At 61.6% G+C, this 24,372-nt stretch carries 26 protein-coding genes; 7 read left to right on the top strand and 19 right to left on the bottom strand.

Going from position 1 to position 24,372, the window contains the following annotated elements:
- Nucleotides 1-60: 60 nt before the first annotated feature.
- From JGU71_RS09270 to JGU71_RS09225, 10 genes are read right to left on the bottom strand one after another with little or no spacing between them, the layout of a single operon-like run.
- Nucleotides 61-768, bottom strand: a complete 708-nt coding sequence (locus JGU71_RS09270) for an ABC transporter substrate-binding protein (RefSeq protein ID WP_199703791.1) — start codon at nt 766-768, stop codon at nt 61-63.
- 47 nt (nt 769-815) lie between these two features.
- The gene (locus JGU71_RS09265; RefSeq protein WP_199703790.1) at nt 816-1,418 is read right to left on the bottom strand and encodes a hypothetical protein; all 603 of its coding nucleotides are present in this window, start codon (nt 1,416-1,418) and stop codon (nt 816-818) included.
- A gap of 20 nt (nt 1,419-1,438) precedes the next feature.
- Nucleotides 1,439-2,398: an MlaD family protein gene (locus JGU71_RS09260; RefSeq protein ID WP_199703789.1), complete on the bottom strand. Its 960-nt coding sequence runs from the start codon at nt 2,396-2,398 to the stop codon at nt 1,439-1,441.
- A complete protein-coding gene (locus tag JGU71_RS09255; protein ID WP_233528997.1) occupies nt 2,395-3,462 on the bottom strand; it encodes an MlaD family protein in 1,068 nt (355 codons plus the stop codon). Before JGU71_RS09255 ends, JGU71_RS09260 begins: the two co-directional genes overlap by 4 nt.
- Nucleotides 3,463-3,470: 8 nt before the next feature.
- Nucleotides 3,471-4,571, bottom strand: a complete 1,101-nt coding sequence (locus JGU71_RS09250; RefSeq protein ID WP_199703787.1) for an MlaD family protein — start codon at nt 4,569-4,571, stop codon at nt 3,471-3,473.
- Nucleotides 4,571-5,599, bottom strand: coding sequence for an MlaD family protein (locus JGU71_RS09245; RefSeq protein WP_233528996.1), 1,029 nt, complete (start codon nt 5,597-5,599; stop codon nt 4,571-4,573). The genes JGU71_RS09250 and JGU71_RS09245 overlap by 1 nt, the downstream gene beginning before the upstream one ends.
- Entirely contained in the window at nt 5,590-6,594 is a 1,005-nt protein-coding gene (locus tag JGU71_RS09240) for an MlaD family protein (RefSeq protein ID WP_199703786.1), read from the bottom strand. Before JGU71_RS09240 ends, JGU71_RS09245 begins: the two co-directional genes overlap by 10 nt.
- A complete protein-coding gene (locus tag JGU71_RS09235) occupies nt 6,591-7,646 on the bottom strand; it encodes an MlaD family protein (RefSeq protein ID WP_199703785.1) in 1,056 nt (351 codons plus the stop codon). Before JGU71_RS09235 ends, JGU71_RS09240 begins: the two co-directional genes overlap by 4 nt.
- Before the next feature lie 4 nt (nt 7,647-7,650).
- Nucleotides 7,651-8,517 carry an MlaE family ABC transporter permease gene (locus tag JGU71_RS09230; protein WP_199703784.1) on the bottom strand — a complete coding sequence of 289 codons (867 nt, stop codon included), beginning with the start codon at nt 8,515-8,517 and terminating at the stop codon, nt 7,651-7,653.
- The gene (locus tag JGU71_RS09225; RefSeq protein ID WP_199703783.1) at nt 8,517-9,371 is read right to left on the bottom strand and encodes an MlaE family ABC transporter permease; all 855 of its coding nucleotides are present in this window, start codon (nt 9,369-9,371) and stop codon (nt 8,517-8,519) included. The genes JGU71_RS09230 and JGU71_RS09225 overlap by 1 nt, the downstream gene beginning before the upstream one ends.
- 298 nt (nt 9,372-9,669) lie before the next feature.
- Between JGU71_RS09225 and JGU71_RS09220 the strand changes: the two genes are divergently transcribed.
- The gene (locus tag JGU71_RS09220; RefSeq protein ID WP_199703782.1) at nt 9,670-10,896 is read left to right on the top strand and encodes a PucR family transcriptional regulator; all 1,227 of its coding nucleotides are present in this window, start codon (nt 9,670-9,672) and stop codon (nt 10,894-10,896) included.
- Here JGU71_RS09220 and JGU71_RS09215 read toward each other — a convergent pair whose 3' ends face one another.
- From JGU71_RS09215 to JGU71_RS09185, 7 genes are read right to left on the bottom strand one after another with little or no spacing between them, the layout of a single operon-like run.
- Nucleotides 10,897-11,763 (bottom strand): SDR family NAD(P)-dependent oxidoreductase, encoded by an 867-nt coding sequence (locus tag JGU71_RS09215; RefSeq protein WP_199703781.1) that lies wholly within the window; start codon nt 11,761-11,763, stop codon nt 10,897-10,899.
- Entirely contained in the window at nt 11,760-12,668 is a 909-nt protein-coding gene (locus JGU71_RS09210) for an SDR family NAD(P)-dependent oxidoreductase (RefSeq protein ID WP_199703780.1), read from the bottom strand. Before JGU71_RS09210 ends, JGU71_RS09215 begins: the two co-directional genes overlap by 4 nt.
- Entirely contained in the window at nt 12,665-13,405 is a 741-nt protein-coding gene (locus JGU71_RS09205; RefSeq protein WP_199703779.1) for a hypothetical protein, read from the bottom strand. The genes JGU71_RS09210 and JGU71_RS09205 overlap by 4 nt, the downstream gene beginning before the upstream one ends.
- Before the next feature lie 11 nt (nt 13,406-13,416).
- A complete protein-coding gene (locus tag JGU71_RS09200) occupies nt 13,417-13,641 on the bottom strand; it encodes a hypothetical protein (RefSeq protein WP_199703778.1) in 225 nt (74 codons plus the stop codon).
- Between the two features lies 1 nt (nt 13,642).
- A complete protein-coding gene (locus tag JGU71_RS09195) occupies nt 13,643-15,199 on the bottom strand; it encodes a flavin-containing monooxygenase (RefSeq protein ID WP_199703777.1) in 1,557 nt (518 codons plus the stop codon).
- A complete protein-coding gene (locus tag JGU71_RS09190; protein WP_199703776.1) occupies nt 15,199-16,806 on the bottom strand; it encodes a flavin-containing monooxygenase in 1,608 nt (535 codons plus the stop codon). The genes JGU71_RS09195 and JGU71_RS09190 overlap by 1 nt, the downstream gene beginning before the upstream one ends.
- A complete protein-coding gene (locus JGU71_RS09185; RefSeq protein ID WP_199703775.1) occupies nt 16,803-17,768 on the bottom strand; it encodes an alpha/beta hydrolase in 966 nt (321 codons plus the stop codon). Before JGU71_RS09185 ends, JGU71_RS09190 begins: the two co-directional genes overlap by 4 nt.
- A 213-nt stretch (nt 17,769-17,981) precedes the next feature.
- Between JGU71_RS09185 and JGU71_RS09180 the strand changes: the two genes are divergently transcribed.
- Nucleotides 17,982-18,617, top strand: a complete 636-nt coding sequence (locus JGU71_RS09180) for a TetR/AcrR family transcriptional regulator (protein ID WP_199703774.1) — start codon at nt 17,982-17,984, stop codon at nt 18,615-18,617.
- A 25-nt stretch (nt 18,618-18,642) separates the two neighbouring features.
- Here JGU71_RS09180 and JGU71_RS09175 read toward each other — a convergent pair whose 3' ends face one another.
- Nucleotides 18,643-18,810 carry a hypothetical protein gene (locus JGU71_RS09175; RefSeq protein WP_199703773.1) on the bottom strand — a complete coding sequence of 56 codons (168 nt, stop codon included), beginning with the start codon at nt 18,808-18,810 and terminating at the stop codon, nt 18,643-18,645.
- Nucleotides 18,811-19,040: 230 nt separating this feature from the next.
- Here JGU71_RS09175 and JGU71_RS09170 point away from each other — a divergent pair, with 230 nt between their 5' ends.
- From JGU71_RS09170 to JGU71_RS09150, 5 genes are all read left to right on the top strand, one after another.
- Nucleotides 19,041-19,391, top strand: coding sequence for a YciI family protein (locus tag JGU71_RS09170; protein WP_199703772.1), 351 nt, complete (start codon nt 19,041-19,043; stop codon nt 19,389-19,391).
- 6 nt (nt 19,392-19,397) lie between these two features.
- Nucleotides 19,398-20,642 (top strand): RNA polymerase sigma factor, encoded by a 1,245-nt coding sequence (locus JGU71_RS09165; RefSeq protein ID WP_199703771.1) that lies wholly within the window; start codon nt 19,398-19,400, stop codon nt 20,640-20,642.
- A 1-nt stretch (nt 20,643) separates the two neighbouring features.
- Complete coding sequence (locus tag JGU71_RS09160; RefSeq protein WP_199703770.1) at nt 20,644-20,979, top strand: hypothetical protein; 336 nt, start codon at nt 20,644-20,646, stop codon at nt 20,977-20,979.
- A 49-nt stretch (nt 20,980-21,028) separates the two neighbouring features.
- The gene (locus JGU71_RS09155) at nt 21,029-21,712 is read left to right on the top strand and encodes a hypothetical protein (RefSeq protein ID WP_199703769.1); all 684 of its coding nucleotides are present in this window, start codon (nt 21,029-21,031) and stop codon (nt 21,710-21,712) included.
- Nucleotides 21,713-21,823: 111 nt separating this feature from the next.
- Entirely contained in the window at nt 21,824-23,365 is a 1,542-nt protein-coding gene (locus JGU71_RS09150) for a hypothetical protein (protein WP_199703768.1), read from the top strand.
- On the opposite strand, the gene JGU71_RS09145 is transcribed toward JGU71_RS09150, so the two are convergent.
- Complete coding sequence (locus tag JGU71_RS09145; protein ID WP_199703767.1) at nt 23,352-24,356, bottom strand: NAD-dependent epimerase/dehydratase family protein; 1,005 nt, start codon at nt 24,354-24,356, stop codon at nt 23,352-23,354. The two genes, JGU71_RS09150 and JGU71_RS09145, sit on opposite strands and share 14 nt — an antisense overlap.
- Between the last annotated feature and the right edge of the window lie 16 nt (nt 24,357-24,372).

Here is a 24,372-nt window from a genome sequence, read left to right as displayed (position 1 = left end):
GATGAGATCTCGCTTGTGACGGGCGCCATAGAGCGCTCGTTGGCCCCCTGGCTGCGACAGCTACGTCGGTCGCGGGTCCAGCCATTGCTCGACCAATCGGGCAAGGGTTCCGTCCGCAGTCAGGTCACGTTGCGCGCCGTCGATGAGGCCCCGCAGTCCGCCGTCGCCTTTCCGAACAGCGACTGCGATCTCTTCGTGGGAGATAGCGCGTTGCACCACATCGACATTCTGGCGGTCGCGTACCAACCAGGTGAGCACGGGAGCTAGCTTCATCACGACGTCACACCCGCCCGACGACAGATCGTCGAGCGCCTTGCCGATGTCGTGATAGTCGTAGGTACGCACCGCCTCCGCACGCCCCTGAGCGACGAGCGCGTTGGCGATCGGCTGGCTTGTATTGCCCTGCTGGACCCCGATTGTCAGGCCTTCGAGATCGTCGATGCCGCGCACGTGCGGTAAGCGCTCGGTGTCGACGGCAATCGATTGACCCGACTGGAAGTAGGCAGAACAGAAGTCGGCCCGCTCGCGTCGTCCCGGCGTTACGGTCGTGCCCGACGCGATGCAGTCGACAATGTTGTCGTCGAGCATGGTGAAGATTCCGTTGAAATCGGTTCCCTCGTAGGGGACCAACTCCCAGTTCCGGCCGAGGACACGTGCAATGGCCTGAGTGAACTCGATGTCGAATCCCGTTGCTGCACCATCGACATACAACTCGAACGGCGGATCGGGCAGCGCGGCTCCGATGCGAAGCGGTGGCAAAGCTGCCATGGCTACTCCTGCCTATCCCAGGCGAACTGTCCGAGAAGATTGTCGCCCTATTTGACCGGAAGTGCACCTTCCATGCCGCCGACATCGGTGATTTTCCAGTCGGAGTTCTTGTCGACGGTCACGTTGTAGGTCACGGTGGTCTGTCCTCCGTCCGGAGTTTGAGCGCTCGTCGAGGTGACGTTGACGAACACGTTGACGATAAAGATGCCGCCGCTGTCGGATGCGACTTTGGCGGCGATCGGGGTCGCCGAGGATGTCCATTTGAGCGGGACCAGGATCTCCTGCAGTTTCGGTGCCGTGGCATCGAATTTGTTGGCCAACTCGGGACTGGTGTTCGCTTTCAGCTTTGCCAACCAGTCGTCGACGTTCTGGAAGTCGATGTTCGACGCGCCGATGGCGTAGTCGGTTGCGACCTGCTCGGCTCGTTGATCGTCGGCGGCCGCCGCGGCGGTGTCGTCGATCTCACCACGAGCCGAGATCAGGAGGAAGCCCAGGATCGCGACCGCAACGACCAGAGCGACGATCGCCGCGGTGATCGCGATCGTCGACATCCGTAGCGACAGAGTCCGGGGCGGGCGTGGCTCGGTCGAAGGTGCTGCGGGCGCGACCTTGTCCGCGCTCGTTACATCGTTCGTTTCGTCGGTTGTCATCGATGACTCCTATGTCAGTGCTACTTGACGTTGATCTGTAGGCGGACTGCGCCGTCGGGACTTGTCGACTCCAACGCTTGCGCGATCAGCGCACTGAGGTCCACCTGCGGAAAGTTGTCGGTCGCCAGTTCCGCCAGCGGTTGGACTGCTGGAGCGAGTGCCCGGAAATCGGGACCCGTCGTATCGAAGTACTCGGCCAGGCGATTCAGAAACGGTACAAGTCCGTTGCCCTCTACATACATTGCCGGCGTGTCGCCCGTGTTACTGAAACGCTCGACCGACTGCGTGATTGAGTCGACACGTTCCGCGAACTGCCGCCACAGCGGCGAACCGGTCTCGAATGCCGGACCGACCCAATCCATATCAGGTGCAATCGCCTGCAGATCGATCAGCAAGCCTGCGAACTTCGGCGTTCTGCTCAGCAGGGTAGCGGCCAGCAGGTCGGTCGATCTCGACAGTTGCGGGACGATCGACTCGGTCCCCTCCAACGCTTCGTCGAACGTATTGATCAACGACGAGATCGCAGTCGGATCGAGCTGATTCAGTACCTCGGTCACCAATCTGGATACCTCTGGAATGGAGATCGGCATCCGGATGGTGCTGGTGTCGACCTGCGCGCCATCGGTGAGATACGGCCCGTCGGCAGTACGCGGGGTGAATTCGATGTACGGCTCACCGAGTGCCGAAATGTTCTCGATGCGAACGACACTCGCCGTCGGGATGCTGAACTTGCGTTCGACTCGGAAGTCGACCTGCACACCATCCTCGACGTTGGCGACCGAGGTCACCTCACCGACTTCGACACCGGTGAGCAGCACCGGCGACCGTGGACCGACACTGCCGGAATTGGTCAACACCATCGACATCGAATCGAATTCGCGGAACGTATCCACTCGAACCACACCGAAGGCAAGGTAGGCGGACCCGAAGACAAGGACGGCAACAATGGATCCCAACGACGCGATCGAACTGATCTTCATCGCACAGCCCCGATCATGCGCAGCGTCTGCAGAATTCGATCGACCTGGTCGTCGGAGGACACCACCTCAGCTGCGGCGTCTGTGGTGGTCACCCCGACCACGTTGACCTTCGGACCACGTTCGACGAACGGAATCACTTTGTCCCGCAACAGCGAGACGAGCAGGTTCAGGTTCGACGGGGCGTCGAGATCGAACGGTCGACGCGTGAACGCCAACGGCACGAAAGCCTTCGCTGCGGCATCGCCTTCGGTGATCAGCGGTCCCAACCATTGCAGCGCGACCCCTACTTCGCCCAGCGCGCCGAGGACACCGACGACCTCGGCGATCGACGCGACAGCATCCGCGATGTGTTGGACCGTCGGTTCGGTCAGGATATCGGCGAAGACCGGTAGATCCTCCTGCACCGCTGCCGACGTCGCGACGAGAGAATCCAAGAGTGCGTCGACCTGGTCGAGGTTGCGGGACAGGTCTTGGATGTCGGAACCGACCGTGTCCGCGATGCGGGCGGTCTCCCTCGGGTCCTGCGGCAGCACCGCATTCACACGTTTGACTATGTCCTGCAACTGAGTGATAGCGCCACCCTGCACGAACAGAGCCATGCCGGCCATCGTGTCTTCGATCTGGACGGGCGGCTTCGTCTGCTCGATCGGGATCACACCGTCCGGCGGGATCGGATCGCCGAACCCATCGGGTGGTGTCGTCACCGCAATGTGGATGTCGCCCAAGATGGTGTTCTGCCGCAATTCGGCACGTGTGGTCCGTGGTAACCGCACCGACTCCGACACGTCGATGTCGACGACGACGTACCCGACCGGAGTGTCGGCCGTCGGGTCGACCACGTGAACGCCTGCGACAGTGCCGATTTGGGCACCGTTGGCGAGCACCTTCGCACGGGCAGGCAGATTCAGAGCGTTCGCAAGTTCGATCTGCACACGGTACGTCTCCCCCGAGACGGTCGTACCTGGCACAGGGACTGTCGACGGATCGATCGCACACCCGCTCAGTGCAGCCAGTGTCGCCGCAACCGCCATCGCGACCAGCGGTCGCCAAAGCTTTTGTCGCATCTGACGATTCATCGTGCACCTGCAATCCCGAGCAACAGCTGCGCAAGCGGAACGCGCATCATCTCCTCGCCTCTACATTGGCCCGGCGTTATAGCATTGATTGCAGCGCAGGCGAGGTCGGCCTGCGGTTGCGCTACCGCCACAGTCGGCGTCGCGTAGGACATCGCGGTCGCACCGGACACTGGATCGACCGATCGCGTGAAGGCCGTCGCTATCGGCGGAATCATCGCGATGATCTCCTGCAGGGAACCGACATTCGCCGAGATCCAGCGCAGCAACGGCACAGTGCTGTCGAGGACCTTGAAGATCGGGTCTCCGAATATGGTGGTGATGTCGTTGAGCATCGGCAGAAGCTGCTGGAAACCATCCACGATGGGAGGCACCTCGACGAACAGTTCGTTGTTGACCTGATCGATGACCGGAGTGAACCGAATCATCATGGATTTGATGTCGCTCCACCCGAGGGCGATGCTCGACGCAAGCGAGCTCAGCGCGTCGATCAACGATCCGATACGACCTATGGCTGCATCGGGGGACTTCAACGCACTGCCGAGCTTGTTGATGATGTCGTTGAGTTGTGGCCCGGAACCGACCGTCGCGTTGTCGAGTGCGCTTATTCCATCGCCGAGCACGGTCCGAGCAGATCCAGCTTCGGAGCCGAGCGTCTCGCTGAACAGCTTGGCGAGCGAGTCGAGGGTTTCGGTCAGGCTCTTCGGAGTGAGCGTTTTGGTGATACAGATACCGCTGTCCCAGTTTTCGGTTGTCGTTCCCATGCCGAGCACAGCAAGATCCCGGTCCGCAACGAGCGTGTCGGACATCGTCGTTGCCGAAACATCAGCTGGCAGCGGGAACTTCGCATCCACGTCGAATTCGACGCGCACCGTCGGTCCCTGTGGCGTCGTGGCGGTCACCGTGCCGACGGGCATGCCGCGCATGGTGACGTGATTGCCGGGGTAGAGGCCGATGCTGTCAGCCATCACCGCGCAGTACGACGTCATCTCCTTGGTCGGTTTCATGATCACGAAGTAGGCGACCGTCGTAACCAAAGCAATGACAACGACGCCTGCAACCGACATAAACGCACGTGCGCCGAGCATCTTGTTCAACATCAGCACGCCTTTCCCGGAACCGGTACACACAGCGGCGGTGCAGTGATCGTGACGTCGGACTGATCGAGCCCGATTCCGCCTGCCGGTGTGATCAGCGTGGTCATCTTGGTGCCGAGTCCATCGACCGAACGGACGAGGCTGTCCAACTTGGCACCGAGTGCGTCGAGCGCGGGCAGCGCGTTTGCGAGCTCCACCGCCATCGGTTTCAAGGTGCTGTTCCACGCGGGGGCAAGCGCTGCGAGCCGCTCGATCACGCTGCGCAGCAACAGTACTGCTTGTTTCACTTCGGCGCGGTTGTCGGTCAAGACTGTTTCGAGGATGTTGACCTTCGTGACAAGTCGGCCGAGTTCGGATTTCGCCGACTCGAGCCCGCTCACGTACTCGTCGGCCAAGGCAAGTGCCTTCGACACATCGGCATTCTGCTTGTCGAGCACGTCCATGAGACTCTCGACTCCGCCCAACATCTTGCGTAGACCATCGGGGCTGTCGACGGTGGCCGATTCGATCGCCGCAAAACTCTCGCGAAGCGTTGTGCCGTCCACTTCCCGGATCGGGTCGCTTGCGTCTTGGAAGGCCTGCACGAGGCTGTAGGGCAAGCGAACGCGATCTGCGGTAATCGCGTTGTCGCCCAACGGTTCCGTGCCCGCGGGGAACACCGCGACGTAGTGCCCGCCCGCGACTGTGAGCATTCTGATATCGAGGGATGTCTGATCGCCGACGAATACGTCGTCGTCGACGGTGAATGTCATCACAACCTTGTCGGGATGCAGCGTCAGCGATTCGACGGAGCCGACCGGGATTCCTGCGACGCGCACGTCGTCGCCCGCTTTGACCGATTGTGCTTCGTCGAGATACGCGGTGTAGGTGGTCTTGCCGATCGGAACGACGTAGAGCACCGCACTCACTGCGACAAGAATGGCCACCCCGATGGCGCCGATGATGCCGAGGCGAATTTCGCGTCGGCGGGTCTGCGCTGCGGTTCGGATGGGCTTGTTGCCGGGCATCCAGCTTCGTTTGTTCAGTTGCATATCGAAATCCGTTGTCCGGAAAGAAGAACGGACACGACCGGCGGAAGGTCGGCGGTTCCGCGCGAGCAGGTCAATTCGACTCCCGAAACGTTGTGTGGAATAGCTGCGTTCAGGGAATCGAGCAGGCCGGGCAGTCGGGACAGTACCTCGACAGCTTCGCCGGGGGCGGGGAACAGTCTGGCTACGATGTTATCGATATCGGGGTTCGACGACCGGGTCAGTCCCAACGTGTCCAACAGGCTGTCGAGCGGCGTCAATACCGCCGGCGCAGTGAGAGCAAAGACGACGAGACCATCGATCTTCTGTTGCAGCACTTCGAAGACGTCGGCGATTTTCGCGAGTAGGACAACCAGTTGCGGTGAGCGACCACCGATTTGATTCTGAATTTCCGACAGGTTCCGCACCAGCGTGGAGATCACCGCTTGTCGGTCCTTCACGTGACTCGACAGGTTGCCGATGGCATCGAGCGCTGGGCCGATTCCGTTGCCGTCACCTTCGATCACCGCAACCAAACTTTCTGCGAACCGATTGAGGTCGCCCGGCGATAGATTCGCGAGAACGGGTTTGAGTCCGTTGAACAGTGACGTCACGTCGAACGACGGGATCGTGCGGTCGGTACCGATGGTCGCACCGTCTGCAATTCGCTCGGTCGGCATCGGCGGCTGCTGAATGTCCACATACCGCTGGCCGGTGAGGGTTTGGTAGCGGATGGCAAGTTCACTGTTCTCGTAGATCGCATGCGATTGTTGAACCACGAGCCGAACGTTCGCCAGATTGTCTTCCAGCGACACCGATTCGACCTTGCCGACCTGCACGCCGTACATCCGGACGTCGTCACCGGATTTGAGCCCGTTCGCATCGGTGAACAGCGCCAGGTGCGACTCGGTATCACCGGACACCGGTCGCTTGATCGCAGAGATGATGACAACCAGGGCCAACACCATGACCATCGCGAAGACGGCAAGCTTCAGCGCAGACTTCAGGACAGAACTCATCGCGGTCCTTCCTGTGGATAGGTCACGGGCAGCCCCGCCAGCAACGGCACAGCGAGCGCAGGCACACCGCGCAAATCGATGGCCAGGTTGAGGACCGGACCATCAGGGGTGTCCTGTATGGCAGAGCCGAGTCGCACCAAGATCTCCCGCAGTTGAGCACTCGACTGCTGTGGCGCGGAGACCGTCTGCGCAAGTGCACCGAGCAACGGCGTGAACATCTCGGCGTAGGCACCCAGGGCGTCCCGCGCGCTGAACAGCATCCCGCTCAGCGCCGGGAAGATCTGGTCTATGACCGCCGCGATCGTCGCGTCGAAATGGGCACGGTCGTTGCGTAACACTTCGATGTTGTCGACCCGATCGAGCACGTCCACCGTGGAGGAGACAAACGGCGCGACGCCACTCAGCGCCGATCCGTATTCGCCGAACAGGAAAGACAATTCGTAGCGCTGCTGCTCCGAGACGGTCCGCGCGCCGGTGACTATCGCCTGCAACAGCGGAGTGAACGCCTTGACGTTTGTCGCTAGCTTCTCGAGCACGCTCGACAGTTGAGGAGTCAGCACATCGTTGCTCACCGACGCAAGACTGCGGAGCAGGCTTCCCATGGTCGCGTCGTACACGTCGTCTGCACGCGAACCTGTCAGGTCGATAACCATGTCGTCGACCAACGGCGACCCGCCCTTCCCGCGTTTCAGTTCGATCTCACTGATACCGAACAGGTTCGCGGGCGCGTAGTCCACCGCGAGGCTGTCGTCGATCCCGAACAACTGGGATTCGTTCAACCTCATCGTGATTCGCTGCAGACCTTCACCCACCGGTTCGATATCGGTAACTTTTCCGACCTGAACTCCGTCGAGTCGCACCTCCGTGGTGTCGGTGATGCCGTCGCCGAGTTGCTCGGTCTGCAAGGCGATCTCGAGGCGGTCGTCGGTGCGGGTGCTGCTGTAGATCGACCAGCCCGCAACAACGACGGCGACAACGACGGCCGCGACGATGCCAGTGCGCAGCGACGAGCCACGATCGGATTCGACTCCAGGCATTCCGTATTTCGGCATCGCGCTATCCCGTGAAACTGATCGCGTTGTTGAAGCCCCACACAACCATGCTGATCACCATGTCGATGGCGATGATCGCGACGAAGCTCGCGCGAACTGCGCGACCCGACGCGATACCGACACCCTCGGGTCCACCGGAGGCGAAAAAGCCGTGGTAGCAATGGATCATGATCACCACGACACCGAAGATCATCACTTTGATGACGGCGGCGATGATGTCGGCGCCGGTCACGAACTGAAAGAAGTAGTGGTCGTACACGCCCGCAGCCTGACCGTGCACCACGGTGATCAACGTGCGGCAGGAGATGTAGCTGAGGATCAACGCGATCAGGAACGTCGGAACGATCGCGATCGCACCGGCAATCACCCGCGTCGTCACAACGAACGGCACCGACCGCAGCCCGAGCGATTCGATGGCGTCGATCTCCTCCGAAATCCGCATCGACCCGATCTCGGCAGTCATCCGACACCCGGCCTGGGCCGCGAAGCCGATCGCCGCGGCGATCGGGGCAAGCTCACGCGTCGTGGCGAATGCCGACACGATCCCGGTGACCGGACCCATCCCGATCATGTCCAGCGTGGCGAACGACTCCACCCCGACCGAGGCGCCCATCGCAATTCCGAGAACGACGAGCATCGGCACAGTCCCACCGCCGACGATGATCGACCCGCGACCCCACGTCATGTTGGTGATCGTTCGCATGGTCTCGGCGCGATATCGACTGAGCGTCAACGGAATCGACGAGAGCACCTGCCACATGAATCCGAGCAGGAAGCCGAACGATTCGAACGGCGACAGCAGTCCCCGTCTGCGGGTATACAGCCGACCGGCCCAGCCGAAGCCGCGTGGTGTGTGCGGTGCCGCGGTCATCAGGCAAGCCTCGTCGGCACGAACATCGTCGTGACCTGAGTGATCAGCAAATTCACCACGACGATCGACACCACCGACAGAACCACCGCAGCATTCACCCCGTCGGCCACCCCGCGCGGACCGCCCTTCGCTTCCAGACCACGCTGACAGGCGATGACCACGACGAGGAACCCGAAGATCATCGCCTTCACGATCGAGATCCAGACATCGATGACGGTGGTGAACGACCCGAACGTCGCCCAATAGCTACCCGGCGTGACGCCTTGGCCACCGATCGCGATCGCATAGCCCGCGAGGACGCCGACGAAGATGATCAACACGTTCAACAACGGAGCGACGATCAGCATCGCCACCGCCCGAGGAATGACAAGCCGACTGATCGGGCTGATACCCATCGTCTTCAGTGCGTCGATTTCTTCGCGAATGGTTCGGGCCCCCAGGTCGGCCGCAATCGCAGCAGCACCTGCACCGCCCAGCAGGAACCCCGTCGCCATCGGCGCGCCCTGCTTGATCACCCCGAGGCCACCCGTTGCACCGAGCAACGAATCCGCACCGAGGGTATGGATGAGATTGCCGACCTGAATCGAGACGATGACACCGAACGGCACAGCCATCAGAATCGCCGGAATCGCCGTCACCGTCAGCAGATACCAACTCTGATGCAACGTCTCTTTCCACTGAAACTTGCCGCGCGCAACATCAGTGACCGTCCCGGTGACAGTCTCGATCGCAACATCCACAGCCCGACCGAACGTACGCAGACTCGACACGATCGTCTCGGAAAAATTGTCCCGAAGTACGCGCCCGGGCGACGGCTTCGTCGAAGCAGTCGGAGTCGGGGTAATTGGCGTCATACGAACGGCCTTCCATAACTGGCACAAGAGGTAGTCGACATGCTTGTTCTTACGCGGGCGGTACGTTGTTCGGGCGAATATTGAACAGACCGCTGATCACTTCACCGCGATGCTCGTAATCGACCGGCGAGCGCAACGGCTGCGCCGAACGAGTAGCCGAGCAGAGCGTTCTCGACCGGAGAAAGAGGAACTCGACCTCTTTTGGGCATTCGACAAGTATTGACGCAAACGTGGCAGCGGTCACTGCACGAGAGCGAGAAGTTGCGTGTCGAACCTTGTCTCCTGTGACAATGCTGCAATGACTGAACAGTTTCCGCGTCTGTCCCTCGATGCTCCGATCGTGCAACGCTTGCTGCCGCGTCTTTCGGACATTGCCGAGATCGCGATGTCGGACACGGTTGCGTCGGTGCCTGCCTACGCGCACATTCCACCGGAGATCCTCGCCGAGGAGATACTGCCGGTCGTGATGCAGGTCTGCGCGGGATTCGTCAAGTCGTTCATCACCGAAGGGGCGATCGATCCGGTTGACGTCGAGGCGGTCGTCGAGTATTCGACGCGACGTGCCGAGGAACTGATTCCCTTCGAAACTCTCGCGTCCGCGCTGTTCAGTGGAACGCGGAGAATTTGGCGGATCGTCGCTGCCTCCGCTCAACCCGAGGACACGGCAGACCTCGCCGCGTTCGGCGATCAACTGATCGAATACATCCAATTGCTCAGTACCGCGATGACCCAGACCTACGTCGACGTCCAAGAGACGATCTTCGGTCCCGCGAACGAAGCTCGGCGACGGCTGGCCGTGGCGTTGCTCTGCGGTGACGACGTGAGCGATCTGCCGTCGAACGCTGGGATCATGCTGCACGAGCGTTATCGGGTTCTTGCGCTCTCGACGACCACGAAGCCTTCCACCGCCGCGGATGCCGTCGAGACAGTGTTGACACGGCGACGCGTTCGCGATGCACAACGAATCGCGGAAAACTATGCGCGAGTACCTGTGTTGACCACGTTCGACGGTCATTCCGGCGTCCTCCTGCTTCCGATCGCACCGGACGACCACCCGGACAACGGTACCGACATGCTCGTCGACGGAATTGCAAAGCTGCTCAACGACAACGTCTTTGCGGGCGAATCCGAACCCGCTGTCATTTCTGCGCTGCCCACAGCAGCCGTCGAGGCAGCCGAAGTCGCGGCACTGGCTCGGCAACTCGGCCGACCCGCCGGGCTGTACCGCATCGACGACATGCTGCTCGAATACCAGGTAACCCGCCCCGGTACAGCTCGCGACAAAATCAGCCGGAGACTCGAACCGCTTCGCGAGCAATCGCACCTGCTCGATGCACTGCGCTCCCATATTCGCCACGGGCTCGATCGCAAGAGCGCGGCGGACGAGTTGCACATTCATCCGAACACTTTCAGCTATCGACTTCGTCGGGTCGCGGATTTGACCGGTATCGATCCGACCGAGCCGTCCGGCTCCCGATTGCTTGCCGCTGCGCTGACCATCGCCCATGCATTCCCAGATCGCTGATCATTTCGAGGTCACGAGACGATCGATCAGCGGTGCGAACCGAGCAAGTAGCGCCTCGGCCCTCTCGAACGAGAGAATTCCCAAACCGATCCGAACCAAGTCCGGCGAAAGCCTGAACAGGTAAAACATCGCCCACGCTTCGGGATTGACGGGAACGATCGCCCAGTTGCGCCGTACGGAACGATGGATTACCCGCGCCACCTTGTCCGGACCGGCAAACGCAAGTCCCTGCACAGCGCTGGCTTTGGCGGACCAGTCCTGTTCCGCCTCGCTCGTGAGGCCCGCGCGGTTGCCATGGGCGATCAGATCGGTCCTGATAGCTCCGGGCGCGATGGCTGTGACGCCGATTCCGTACTGCGCCAACTCAACTCGCAGCGACTGAGTGGCCATAAGCACCGCTGCCTTCGCAACTCCGTAGGCGGGTCCGAGCTTGGACGGGAAGAAGGCTGCGACAGAGGAGATATTGACGATATGGCCTCGCACACCGGCGTCGATCATCTGTTTCGCGAATACCAGTGACCCGTAGATGACGCTCATCAGGTCGATGTCGATCGTCCGTTGCCACTGCTCCGCACCCATCTCGAGAAACCCGCCGAGGTCCATGACGCCGGCGTTGTTGACCAGCACATCGGGCGGTCCGAACTCGTCGAGTACCCACGCGCCGAACCGCTCCCACTGTTCCTCACTCGACACATCGAGTTTGTGAGCGACCGCAAGGCCACCGTCGGCGATGATCTCGATCGCGGCATCTTCCGCAGCGGTCAGGTCGATATCCGCGATGATGACTCGGTCCCCGCCTCGCGCGAACAACTTTGCGGTCTCGCGCCCGATCCCAGCACCTGCGCCAGTGACGATGACGGTCTTCATTTCGCTGCTCCGCTCACTTCGTCAGCGACGACTCGCTGAGCTGCGTTGTCGACATTCTTGCCGAAGATCTTGCCGCTGAGTTCTGCGCCGAGGTCAGCGAGGCTCATGCGACCGAGGCTCATCAAGCCCCGCATTGCCGATGGTGAAATCCGGGAGAGATACCAGCCTCCCCACGCTTCCAACCCGACCGGAACCGTCGAGATGTTCCACCGAATCGCTTGGCTGACAGCAAAGGCAACCCGGTCGGGTGATCGACCTAAGAACTGCTGACCACCAGCGAGTTTGGCTGCCCAGCTGTTGCTTTCGGCGTCGTCGACGCCGCCACGACTGCCGTTTGCAGCAAGATTCGTCGCGATCAGGCCGGGACAAACGGCACTGACACCGATGCCGTGCGGCGCGAGCTCTGCTCGGAGCGCCTGCGTGCCGAACCATGCGCCGGCTTTCGCAGCGGTGTACGAAGGAGCAACTGCTGTTGGCATAAAGGCACCGACGGAACAGATGTTGACGATGTTCCCGCGAACCCCGGCATCGACCATCCGTTGACCGAACAGCCGCGACCCGACGAGCGGACTCATCATGTTGATCGCGATCATTCGGCGCCAGTCCGCACCGGTCTGCTCGAGGAACCCACCGGCGATGAGGATTCCTGCGTTGTTCACGATGACGTCCGGCACGCCATGGTCGTTGCACACCGATTCCGTGAACACTTCCCAATCTGCGACGTCGGCAACGTCGAGACGCCTGAACTCCGCGCGTCCGCCTTTGGCGGTGATCAACTCGACCGTCTCGGGGCCGGTCTGTTCGTTGATGTCGGCGACTATGACGTTTGCGCCGTCTTTGGCAAACCGCTTGGCAATGGCTCGGCCGATACCGCTGCCCGCGCCGGTGATCACGACTGTCTTCATCGACTGCGTTCCTTCTCGTTGACGTTCTCGAATTCGGTCCTGTACTTCTGCGCGAGATCGTCGTCGATCCGAGAAAGGACCGACCCTGCGACCGCGTGCAGGTCGCGTGATCCAGAGGCCGCGCTGAGTACTTCACGCATACGCACTTCTGGGATCCGCCGAACGATCGCGCTCAACTTGTCCGACGGATGGACGCGCGCCGCAGCATGCAGCAAACCCGCGTTGTCGGACACACCCGCGACGAGTACGTCGATCTGTTCGGGTGTGGTGAACTCGAGGAACATTCCGGCGAGCGCGAAAGCTTTACGGTGCAACAGTTCTCGCGCGACATCCAGCAACAGTTCTGCGGGGATCGTCGGCGCGAGATCTGCGACCGCACGGGGGTCGAGATACGGCGCCGCATCCGCCATGTACGCCGGCCGCAGTTTTGCGAGGACAGCCTGGCCCTTCTCCGGGTGATCGAGTCCCAGGGCACCACCTACGCGGCCGCCGACGAGGGGTGGGATGGCAGCGTGCGCCACTTTGACAACAACGCCGGTTGGGGCCAAGGGCGACAACGCGCTGATTCGGCGAAACATCGCCGCCATCGAGTCGAACAAGTTGTCCGAAATACGCTGTCGCAGCTGGTAAACAGCGTCGGCGCCGAGCGGAGCCAAGGTCTCGAGCCGAGCCGGTTCGGTTTCGAGCAGGACAGCGAGGAGTTCGATCTGCGTTTGCGTTCGCAAGTCGGTAGTCATGTCTGCGCGCCCTAACCGAACAGAATCTTGCGGGCAGCACCGCGTACCGCCCACGGAAAATGGCCGAGCGCCTCGGTGATCGCCATATCGAGCGCGTTCTGCTGACTGGTGCGGGTCTGTCTTATGAGAGCGACGAGGTCTGCACTCTGCTCGCTGGTCAACTGAGCGAGCACCGGCAGGTCGTGACCGAGGACGTCGCCCAGGTCCGATGTCGTGGACTGCTTGGGATCGAACACGTCACACCGTCCCGCTCGTAAGTGTTCTCGACACGGTGTTGGACGAGGCTGTCGTCGAGTACTGGTAGTTGTCGAGAGGGAAATGTTTATTGCCCCACCACATCTCGGCGTGGGTCGACAGCCGGATAGGCGCCGGGTCACCCTGATAGTTGAGGTAGTACGTGTTCGAACCAGCGCAGGATCCGCTGTGCCACAACGACCCGTCTCCACGCTTGCGGCACAGTGCGTAGTAGTCGTCGTGCGGCTTCTGCTTGATCTCCGCCGTCGTCTCACCGCGACGTAGCGTCTCGACGATCACTCGCGCGGCATGCCGGCTCGTGCATTCGATCATGGCGATGTACGACCCTGCCGCAAACCCGTACGGCCCTGTGATCAGGAAAGAGTTCGGGAATCCGGGAACGCTGACGCCCTGGTATGCCTGATACCGGTTTCGGTCCCACCATTCGTTGAGATCCACACCGTGTCGACCGAGGAGCGGAAACGGCGGTGTCGCACCACGTTCCATCACCTTGAAGCCGGTTGCGTAGACGATCACATCCGTCGGATGTTCGCGACCGTCGGCGGTCACGACGCCGGTCGCGGTGATACGGGTGATCGGATCGGTGATCAGCTCCACGTTGCTGCGGTTGAAAGTTGCGAGATAGCGATTGGATACGGACGGCCTCTTGCAACCCAATGCGTATGTCGGCGTGAGCTTCTCACGCAAGACGGGGTCGGGCACCTGCGACTTGTACCAGAGCTTCAACGCAGCACCTGCCGCATCGAGGACGAAAGGCAGTTTGTCGTGCATGGAGTTGGCGACAGTCAACCCGACGTCGATACCGAGAACGACACCCGCTCGAACGGACCGGCGTAGGCCGGGCACAAACCGAAGTGCGGTGCGAGAGGCAGCTGCCATCGCGAAGTCGGGCTTCGGTGCCACCCAGATCGGCGTGCGCTGAAATACGTCCACCTGGCCCGCGATCTGCGCAATTTCCGGGATCAATTGCAGCGCAGTGGCACCCGTTCCGATGACGGCGATTCGTTTGCCGCTGTAGTCGTAATCGTGATCCCATCGCGCGGTGTGGACGGCCTTGCCTTCGAAGGTGTCGACACCCTCGATATCTGGCAACTTGGGTTGTTCCAGTCCGCCGACTGCTCCGATCACGAATCTCGACGTCACCGTCTCTCCGGTGGACAACGTCGCGGTCCAGGTGCGCGTCGCGTCGTTCCATTCCATCGCACTCAAGGTCGTGTTGAGCCGAAGATGCGGTCGCAGATCGTAGTTGTCGACCAACTGATCTGCGTAGGCCTTGACTTCCTGGCCAGGGGCGAAGAATCGTGACCACTTCTTGGGTGGTTCGTAGGAAAAGCTGTAGTAGATCGACGGAATATCCACTGCAACACCGGGATAGGTGTTGGCATGCCAGGTTCCACCGATATCGGTCGCTTTGTCGATTATCACGAAGTCAGCAATGCCGGCTCGCTTCAGCTCTATTGCGGCACCGATGCCGCCGAAGCCGGCGCCGACGATCACCACTTGATGATCGAGCAACGCTGTGTCGGGTGCTTGGTCCATCAGGCACTCGCCTTCGCTGTGTCGCGCTCGCTCGTCGACGTCGCAGCGGTATCCGCAAACTCGTAGTCGTCGAAGCGAACATGCTTGCTCGCGCGCCGCGCACTCAACAACGACGTGGGACGGATGTACGGCATATCGCCCTGCGAGTTGACGTAGTAGGTTCGAAGACCCTTGTTGATCGTGTTGAAGTAGTACTGGACGTTGCGTCCCTGTTTGCGAATCATGTTGTGGTACTTGCTGTGCGCCGCCGCCGAGACCTCGACGTCCAACTTGTCACGTCGAATCGCCTCCGCAATGACGTGAACGGCGTGGCCTGCACTGATCTCCACAAGCGCGTGCCACCCGGTTCCGGTCCACGAGTAGGGTCCGACAAGCATCCAACGGTTCGGCAACCCCGGAACAGCGACGCTTTCGTAGGCCTGCAGATGATTCTCTGCGTAGAAGTCTCCCAGGTCGAACCCGTCACGGCCGACTATCGTTCCGGTGCGGTAGCTCTCGGGATCGGAGAACAGTTCGTATCCGGTAGCTACGACGAGGGCGTCGATCGGATGGGTGACGCCATCGTCGGTCTCGATCGCGTCGGCGGTGATCCTGGCGATCGGAGTGGTGACGAGATCGACGTTGTCGCGATTGAACGCCTGCAGGAACAGGTTCGACGTCGTCGGGCGCTTGCCGAGCAGGCCGTACTTCGGAGCCAGGGCCTCACGATCCGCTTCGTCGACAACGGTTCGTCGGAGATAGGAGCGATATGCGGCCCGCGCGGCAGCGTCGAATCCGCGCGCCGCCGGACCGAACACAGCGGGCGGTGTATAGATGATGGACCGCAGCACGACGTCGACCGCGGCAAGCGATACACCGCTCAATCCCGCACCTACGCCGGGGATTCCGAGAAATTTCTGCATCCACGGGCGCATCGCGAGGTCCGGCTTGGGCACACACCAGACCGGGGTCCGCTGGTACACATCGAGGTGCGCCACTTCGGGAGCAATGGCAGGGGTGATCTGAACGGAACTCGCGCCGGTACCGATCACGGCAACGCGCTTACCGGTGAGGTCGTAGTTGTGATCCCAGTCGGTCGGACGCAATATCTTGCCCGCGAAATCCGCGAATCCGGCGATCCCGGGATCCTCCTTGGCGACGATGTAGGCACCCACCGCGGAGATGAGGAATCGTGCAGTGACAATCTCGCCGTCGGCGGTGTGGATTGCCCACACTTGGTTGGTCTCGTCCCAGACCTCTCGCACGACTGTCACTCCGAAGCGCAGGTGCGGCATCAGACCGAAGCGTTCTGCAACGTCCTGATGGTAGGCCTTTACCTCGGCTCCCTTCGGAAAGAGCCTAGACCACTTGGCATTTCGCGCGAACGAGTACTGGTAGGTGACACCGGGGACATCGACGCCGATTCCCGGATAGTCGTTGTCACGCCAACTTCCGCCGACCTCGTTTGCCCGTTCCAGGATGACGAAGTCGTCGAGGTCGTTCTGCTTGAGCCTGACTCCGGCGCAGATACCTCCTGGGCCGGCTCCGATGATGACCGTCTGGTGATCGGGCGAAGGAGTCGCCGAGCTGCGAGCGTTCGGAGCTGCGTCGGTACGGAGTTTCGTCATGTGGCTACTTTCTTGTTCACGGTGCGCAAGGGTCCGGCGAGCTTCTCGTGGATGAAGCGACCGAGCTCGCCGATTGCGGCGTTCGCCTCGGGAACCACGTCTGCGGTTGCTTGAAATACGTGTATCTGGCGATCCCAGATCTGCAGTGCTACTTGCACTCCCGCCGAAGAAAGCCGATCGGTCATAAGCTCGGCGTCGGATCGGAGCACCTCCGTCGAGCCGACCTGGATCAAGGTCGGAGGCATGCGCGCGAGGTCGGCTTCCAGCAGGGCGAGCAGTGGGTCGCCGGCTGGCGCAAGCCGTTTCCCGATCGCAGAAAGTTGCCGAATGGGAAGGTAGCTGTCGGTTCGAGCATTCGGATGATCGGTGCTGTACTTGCAGGTCAGGTCGACCCAGGGCGAGAGCGCCGCGATGGCAGCCGGCACCGGCAAACCCTGCGCCATCGCAGCGTGCGCGACGGCGAAGACGAGATAGCCGCCCGCTGAGTCGCCTGCGAAGGCGATCCGACTTGCCGGATACCCGTCGTCGAGGAGTTCGCGGTAGACGCGGAGACAATCGTCGACGGTGTGCTCGAGTGTCACTGCAGGAAGCTGGCGGTAATTCACCTGCAGTACAGGTGAACCCGCGGCCGACGAGATCCGAGAGACGAGTCTCCGGTGCGAACGAAGACCGCCCATAACGAATGCGCCGCCGTGAAAGTAGATGACTATCGACGGCGCGGAGTCGGATACACCTGCGCCCGTGACGAGTTCAGCATCGAACTCACCGAAGCTACGCCGGATTGCGGTAGCGCCCTCGGGCAGAGCCAGCGCGCTTCCCGCCAGATCCGCCCAGCGCAGTCGAGCCATGGTCCAATCCGTCAGCGGGGCGTGCGTGAGCAGCGGTCGAACCGCAATTCGCATACCGCGTCCGATGAGCCGAGCTTGCCAGCTGGTCACGGGATGGTGCGATATTGCCGCCATCTCCGGCTCCTTCGTCGTTGAAGTGTCGTGCCGAAGGGCAACCTCGGCTGGTCAGAATAGTAATGCAATTTGAATTGTTTTGCTACCCCAATACCCATGGAATCTTGGATGCAATCTGTGTAGCATTGCTATCGGAGAAGTCGATGCGTTCCTGGTTACCTGCGGTTGTCCCTACGTCCGGCGCCGAACCGCACGGAGGGGAAGAGTGACAAAATGAGCAGTCCGAAGCCGATCAGCAGAGCCGAAGCGCAAGAGCAGACTCGCGAACTGATCCTGCAGACCGCCGAGGAGTTGTTCATTGCCAACGGCTTTCACGCAACTACGGTCGCGCAGATCGCGTCGAAGGCGGTGCGGACCCAAGGCTCCATCTACGGGAACTTCGCAAGCAAAGACGCCCTGTGCCTGGAAGTCATCCGACGTCGCTACCTGAAGTCGTTCACCGACCTCGGAATATCCCTCGCTACCGCAAGCTCACTCGACGCCAAGCTCGACCTGCTCACCGAGTGGTGGGAGACGCTGACCAGTCAGCACGATCTCACGTTCCTCGTAGCCGAGTACATGCTCGCGGCATGGCGCGATCCTGCACAGCGAGCATCGATGCTGGAATACGTCGGCCTGATCAAGTCGGTGGTCGGCAGCATTATCATCGAAAATTTCGGAGCGGTAGACGATGGTTCGTTCCTCGAAATGACCGATGTTGCAACGATTTCGATGCTTTCGCTCGGCAGTGGGCTCGCAGTCGGTCGCGCGACGGGAATCGCGACCGTGAACGAGTCGTCGTTCGGCTTCACCGAAACCATCAAGCTCTGGAAGACCAAGCTTCAGGACAGCGCCGTCGCGAGCAGGTGACAAGTGGTACGCGCTCGGCAGGCGGTCAGGCCGCCTTGTCGACGAGCTCGTCGTTCATCGAATCCTCGGCGAGAGCGCGAGTAGCGGCCGCTGTCATGCCTCGGCTTATCCACCACGTCATTGCAGCCGGAAGCGCCAGGCCCCCCACGATCGAGGCGACCACGATTGCGGCTGCTATCAGCAGGTAGAACATTGCCTCTCCGCTCCGGACGCGAGGTCCAGATCACATGCGAATGTGCGCATCTTCTTCCATGCTAGCTGCCCGCTAGCGGATTGCAAGCAACCCTGGGTGTGCACTTTCTATGAATTCCGCGCTAGGTCACGCGCAAATGCACAAACAGAAAATGTCCTCGTCGCGTCCGCCCGTTCGTTCCTTTGCCGAGGGACCAAACTGGAACCTGACAGTCGACGAAGGAGAATCCGTTGCCGCAGTACCTCGCATTGACCTACACGGCGGACGTGGATTGGTTCGCCCCCGAACAAGCAGCTGAGCTGGCCGAATACGTGCAGTTCGCAAAGGACAACGCCGCAAGCATCAAGGCTGCCGCCGTCCTGCATCCGACCAGCACAGCGACTGTCGTCCGCGTCGAAGGCGCGCGCGGTGGAAACGTCATCACCACCGACGGACCGTACGCCGAGACAAAAGAAGCGTTGACCGGCTACTACCTGATCGAAGCCGCGGACCTGGACGATGCGATCGCGATCGCAGCCAAGTTGCCCGCTGCCTGGGGCGTCGGAGCCATCGAAGTCCGCCCGGTCCTAGCAGCCAACTGAATCGCCGTGGCAGCAGAACAAATCGCGCTCGCACAGACGATCCGGGTCGAGGGTGCTCGCATTCTGGCGACCTTGATTCGGACCGTCGGCGACGTGCAGATCGCCGAAGACGCGGTCCAGGAAGCGAGTCTCGTTGCCCTCACGACCTGGCCGACGCATGGAGTACCGCCGGAGCCGAGGGCGTGGCTCACCGTCGCCGCGCGACGAAAGGCGATCGATATTCTCCGACGCGAGCGGGCCAGACCGGACAAGGAACTCGACGCACTTCGCCTACGCGAACTCGAGACACCAGACCTGCCACAGGAGTCCGTCGTGCACGACGACCTGCTACGGCTGATCTTCACCTCCTGCCACCCCGCTCTGTCCCCGCCGACCAGAATCGCACTTGCACTGCGAACGCTGTGCGGTCTGTCGCCCGCGCAGATTGCCGGCGTGCTGCTGACCACCGAAGTTGCTGTTGACAAACGACTTACGCGCGGTCGACAAAAGATCGCGGCGGCGAATATTCCCTATCGGATACCGGCAGAGCACGACCTTGCAGATCGCTTGCCCGCCGTGTGCGGCGTGGTGCACAGCCTCTACACCGCGGGTCACGCCCCGTTGGAGGGCGATTTCGCATTCGACGTGGACGCCTGCGCGGAGGCCGTACGTCTCGCCGAGCTCCTCTACGATCTGCTTCCCGAACAGCCAATGCCTGCAGCCGTTTTGGCGTTGCTACTACTCACCGAAGCGCGCCGATCGACGCGTCTGGACGACTACGGCGACGTCGTGACGCTCGACAGCGCCGACCGGACTCGATGGGACGGTGTTGCCATCGCCCGAGGTATCGCGCTGCTGAACGACTCACTCCTTCGCACCGCGCGTCAGGCTGATCCATACCAGCTTCAGGCCGCTATCGCCGCGGAGCACACTCGCGCTTCCAGCTACGAGGCAACCGACTGGTCGGAGATCGTGCGGCTCTACGATCTGCTGCTGTCGATCGCTCCGAGTGAGGCCGCTCGACTGGGTCGGGCGGTGGCAGTGGCCGAAACATCCGGAGCCACAGTCGGTTTGACAGCGCTCGACGGGCTTGCGTCGAGTCCACGACTCCATGCGGTACGCGCGGAACTGCTCGCTCGTGAGCAGAGGTACACGGAAGCGGTTGCGGCCTTGGATGAATCGCTGGCAGGCAACGCGACCGCGCAGGAGCGGAGTCATCGACGGCAACGACGGGACACCTTCCTGCAGCTCACGCAAAGTCAGGAGAACTGAAGTGCACGAGAAGAATTCGATTGGCGTTGTATTCGGCGCCGCGCGTGACCGCGTACTCGACCTACACGTCGGCGACGAGGAGGGACGCATGCTGCAGTCGCCTGGCCTCGAGACTTCGGGGAAGTTCTACGCCTTTGTCACGGCGACCGACGTCATCGTCAAACTCCCGCGGGCGCGGGTTTCGGAGCTCATCTCCACCGGCGTGGGCACACCGTGCTCACCACGGCCCGGTCGACCGATGAAAGAGTGGGTCCAGCTCGCCGATCTCGACGAAAGTTCATGCTTGGCATACCTGTTGGAGGCTCGGGAGTTCGTCGCCGAGATCGCCGCAACGTAGTCGAGTAGCGTTGTCGCGGGTCGAATGACCTGAGAGAACGGGGGGACAAATGTCGAAGCGGTGGGCAATTGCGTTGGGAGTGACTGGACTTCTTGTTGGAGGATGTGATGCTGTCGAACCTGACTCGCCGCTTGCGAGACACGATCTACTACCTGTCATAGACGAGTTGCCACCGAATTCCGAGCTCGTGACGCTCGAAGGCGACGACCAACTGGTTCTGGGCGTGGCTCTCGACGCCATGAGCAGTGACGACCTCGGACTACCGGAGGCAACTGTGGATTATTCACCCCCGGAATGCGCCGAAAGCTCCACCTACGCAGATGAATCGCGCCTCTCGCTGGTCAAGGACGCCTCTGGTAGCGCTGCGCGGATCGATGGTGAGCGAACCTACGTGATACTGGTCAGCGAGACGGACCTGGACCTAGAGCGAGTCGCCGAAGCACATACCGGCATGTGCTCGTCCTATGTGCGCACATCGAGTAGCACCGACCACACTTCCGAAAGATCGGTGAAGACTGCGCGCCTGGTACTACCCTCCGCGAAGGATGCCGTCATATTGTCCAGGGTGACCGATCACGCGAATCCGAGGTGGTCCGACGACGAGATCACGCTCGGCTTCGCTGCCGTCAATGGCTACACGGTCCTGGTTCTGGCACATCAAGGCAGGGCCTATCAGCCTGAGTTCGACGACATCTTCTCGCGAGCCATCGACAAGGTTCGCAGCAATACCTAACTCGCGAGAGCGTCGAGCAGCTGCACCGCGAGCCAGAGTGCCCCGTTGAAGGGAGGACGAATCGACTGACCCCTTTGCTAGCCTCGAAGGTATGACACAGCAGAAAGGCGCATGAGCGCCGGTCGGGCGCAGCGCACGATCTCCGTTCTGATCCAAGAAGTTGCGATCGAAGACGGCCAGATCACCCCGCCTCAGGTGGACGCCGTCATCGAGTTTCCGTTGCGCTTCGTCGAACTGCCATCCTCCTGCGGGGATGCCGTAACCATACGAGCGGTCCTCGAGCCGAACGAGCACAATCCCGTCCTGCAACGAACGGGCCTCGACGCCATGCACCGCTGGCAATGGACAGGACTTCTTCGTGGCGACGGCTGGACCGCATCGTGGCGTGGCGACCGACCGCTGACCGGTGCGGTGGAACTCACCGGAAAGTTCTACGGCGTAATGGGATACGACACCGACGGGCGGGTTCGGGGACGAGTACGCCGTGTGCAGATTGTCAGCGAGCGATTTCAACCGAAACCTGGCGAGAGCCGTTCGTGGCGACTCCTCGGTGGATATCGGAAGCTTCGTGAAGTCGATCGAGCACCTCGATTCTTCGATAGGGGAGATACGTACCGAGTTGAGTCGACCGAAGACAAGCCGCGCGAATTCGACCGCGAAGTAGGCGCCCTGATCGAGCTCGATCTCGATGACGTACCTGATCTGCCGCTTCGTCAGAGCATCGTCCCGGGTGCGGTGTCCAGTGCGGCAAACACCCTCTGGGTGCTCGATCGCGAGTTGCCGCTTGTCGTCCAAATTTCCAATGGCGCTGCTGTAGAACAGCTTTTACCCGGCGCTATCACCAGCGAACTCGGTAGAAGCATCTGGGCCACGCCGACAGGCTGCTGGGTAGCGGGTAGCGACGGGACATATCGCTGCGGTGACGGTCAACCTCCACGCCGCATCGACAGCGTTGCCGTCAGAGCTGGCGCCGCGATCGGCGAGACGCTGCTCGCGTGCAGCGCACGCGGACCATGGACGCTGCACACACCGGACGACGAACCGATTGTTATCGAAGCTCCCAAGGGTCTGGTTCAGTCGATCGTCACCGACGACGGCTCGTTTGTGGTCCTCCTGCGCGAGCCCGACCAGAAGGACCACACGACAGCGCGGGACCGTCTTGTCCGAGTCGGCGTCGGTGGCGATGTAAAACTAGGACCCGCAACGACATTCGGATCCCGCTATCGCGCCCTACTTGCGGGGGAACCGCTGCGTGTGTGCCAGGACGCGGAACTGTTCATTGCGGCCGACGATCTGACTCTTCGCGCCGTCGGCACCCTTCCCAGGTCGCCTATCTACGGCGGCCAAGTAGGTCCGTACTTTTGGATCGTCGACCACCCACCGGACGGCTCAGGTCGCTCCGGCTGGTGGCCAGTGGACGGCCCCGTTCCCAACGACGCCACACGGCAGGCGTGGTTGTTCACTCTCCTGGACGCGAACTTCGAACCGATAGTCAGCGCACCCATTTTCAGGCCGGATCCCAGCGTCACCATCGATCCGGACGGCACGGTCTGGGTTGTCGCCGACGGTCTTCGTCGCATCTCGGATCGATCGATGGAACCACCGACCGAAGTGGACGTCGCAGCGCTGCTCGACCGCGTCAGAGGCGAGTGACCGCGGTCGAATACCGCGAATCCGCAAGCTCCGCAAGGGTTTCAGCGGCTGTATGAGCTGGATGCCAGCCGAGGACGGTCTCGGCTCTCGTTGTATCCATCACTACGGATGTCCGCCCGACGTGTAGCCATTCGAGTGCAGACGGAACGAACGGCGCATACGCGAGCACGGCGGACGCGATCTTCGCCGTAACCGCAGGAACTCGAACCGGCCGCGCACCAAACGCCGTGACGACGTCCGACAGCGAGATCTCTCCTGTGCCCGCAATGTTGTAGGCGCCTGCCGGAGCGGTCGTTGTCGCGCACATGGCGATCGCCAAAGCGACGTCGTCGTGGTGGACGAGCTGCAGCGGTATGCCTGGGTCGGGAATCAACGGCTTGAGTGCGGGAACGAGTTTCGTTGCTTCACGGACAGGTCCCGGGAGCTGAGCCCACGGCATCGCATCCGCGAGCGCGGGTGCCTTCGGACCCGCAACAATGCACGGCCGGAGGACGTAGACCTCCAAGTCCGACCCCTCGGTAGCTTCGACGAGCGCCGCCTCGCACGCGGCCTTCTGCGCCGAGTAGTAGTGCTCCTTCGAACCGCGCGTCGGCACATCTTCGGTGAGCGGCACCGGGTTGTCCGAGTGATATCCGTACGCCGCTACCGACGACGTGTAGACGAGTCGCGACGGACGTTCGGCCGCGACCGTCGCTTCGAAGACATTGCGGGTACCGGCCAGATTGATCCGCTCGCTTTCGGCCCGTGACCCCATCACGATGAACGCAAGGTGGACAACGACATCGGCCTTCTCGACCAGTTTTTCAACCGCTTCTCGGTCGAGAATGTCACCCTCGATATAGGTCGCCTTCTTCCACCCGTGATCGGCGGGATCGAATGGGCGCCTTGCCATTCCCCAGATCTGCTCCACCGCGGGATCGTTCTCCAACGCTGTCACAGCTGAAATTCCGATCTCGCCTGTCGGACCGGTCACTGCAACTGTGATTCCCATACTGCGCGAGTACCCG

The organism is Antrihabitans stalagmiti (assembly GCF_016482825.1).
GTDB classification, from domain to species: domain Bacteria; phylum Actinomycetota; class Actinomycetes; order Mycobacteriales; family Mycobacteriaceae; genus Antrihabitans; species Antrihabitans stalagmiti.
This window is presented reverse-complemented; position numbering and strand designations above follow the sequence as displayed.

Coding starts and splice junctions, on each gene's coding strand:
- JGU71_RS09180 (WP_199703774.1), top strand. CDS start 17,982: ATGAGCAGTCCGAAGCCGATCAGCAGAGCCGAAGCGCAAGAGCAGACT.
- JGU71_RS09145 (WP_199703767.1), bottom strand. CDS start 24,356: ATGGGAATCACAGTTGCAGTGACCGGTCCGACAGGCGAGATCGGAATT.
- JGU71_RS09270 (WP_199703791.1), bottom strand. CDS start 768: ATGGCAGCTTTGCCACCGCTTCGCATCGGAGCCGCGCTGCCCGATCCG.
- JGU71_RS09150 (WP_199703768.1), top strand. CDS start 21,824: ATGAGCGCCGGTCGGGCGCAGCGCACGATCTCCGTTCTGATCCAAGAA.
- JGU71_RS09155 (WP_199703769.1), top strand. CDS start 21,029: ATGTCGAAGCGGTGGGCAATTGCGTTGGGAGTGACTGGACTTCTTGTT.
- JGU71_RS09245 (WP_233528996.1), bottom strand. CDS start 5,599: ATGCAACTGAACAAACGAAGCTGGATGCCCGGCAACAAGCCCATCCGA.
- JGU71_RS09175 (WP_199703773.1), bottom strand. CDS start 18,810: ATGTTCTACCTGCTGATAGCAGCCGCAATCGTGGTCGCCTCGATCGTG.
- JGU71_RS09250 (WP_199703787.1), bottom strand. CDS start 4,571: ATGTTGAACAAGATGCTCGGCGCACGTGCGTTTATGTCGGTTGCAGGC.
- JGU71_RS09185 (WP_199703775.1), bottom strand. CDS start 17,768: ATGGCGGCAATATCGCACCATCCCGTGACCAGCTGGCAAGCTCGGCTC.
- JGU71_RS09210 (WP_199703780.1), bottom strand. CDS start 12,668: ATGAAGACAGTCGTGATCACCGGCGCGGGCAGCGGTATCGGCCGAGCC.
- JGU71_RS09195 (WP_199703777.1), bottom strand. CDS start 15,199: ATGGACCAAGCACCCGACACAGCGTTGCTCGATCATCAAGTGGTGATC.
- JGU71_RS09220 (WP_199703782.1), top strand. CDS start 9,670: ATGACTGAACAGTTTCCGCGTCTGTCCCTCGATGCTCCGATCGTGCAA.
- JGU71_RS09235 (WP_199703785.1), bottom strand. CDS start 7,646: ATGCCGAAATACGGAATGCCTGGAGTCGAATCCGATCGTGGCTCGTCG.
- JGU71_RS09190 (WP_199703776.1), bottom strand. CDS start 16,806: ATGACGAAACTCCGTACCGACGCAGCTCCGAACGCTCGCAGCTCGGCG.
- JGU71_RS09215 (WP_199703781.1), bottom strand. CDS start 11,763: ATGAAGACCGTCATCGTCACTGGCGCAGGTGCTGGGATCGGGCGCGAG.
- JGU71_RS09205 (WP_199703779.1), bottom strand. CDS start 13,405: ATGACTACCGACTTGCGAACGCAAACGCAGATCGAACTCCTCGCTGTC.
- JGU71_RS09225 (WP_199703783.1), bottom strand. CDS start 9,371: ATGACGCCAATTACCCCGACTCCGACTGCTTCGACGAAGCCGTCGCCC.
- JGU71_RS09260 (WP_199703789.1), bottom strand. CDS start 2,398: ATGAAGATCAGTTCGATCGCGTCGTTGGGATCCATTGTTGCCGTCCTT.
- JGU71_RS09230 (WP_199703784.1), bottom strand. CDS start 8,517: ATGACCGCGGCACCGCACACACCACGCGGCTTCGGCTGGGCCGGTCGG.
- JGU71_RS09265 (WP_199703790.1), bottom strand. CDS start 1,418: ATGACAACCGACGAAACGAACGATGTAACGAGCGCGGACAAGGTCGCG.
- JGU71_RS09240 (WP_199703786.1), bottom strand. CDS start 6,594: ATGAGTTCTGTCCTGAAGTCTGCGCTGAAGCTTGCCGTCTTCGCGATG.
- JGU71_RS09255 (WP_233528997.1), bottom strand. CDS start 3,462: ATGCGACAAAAGCTTTGGCGACCGCTGGTCGCGATGGCGGTTGCGGCG.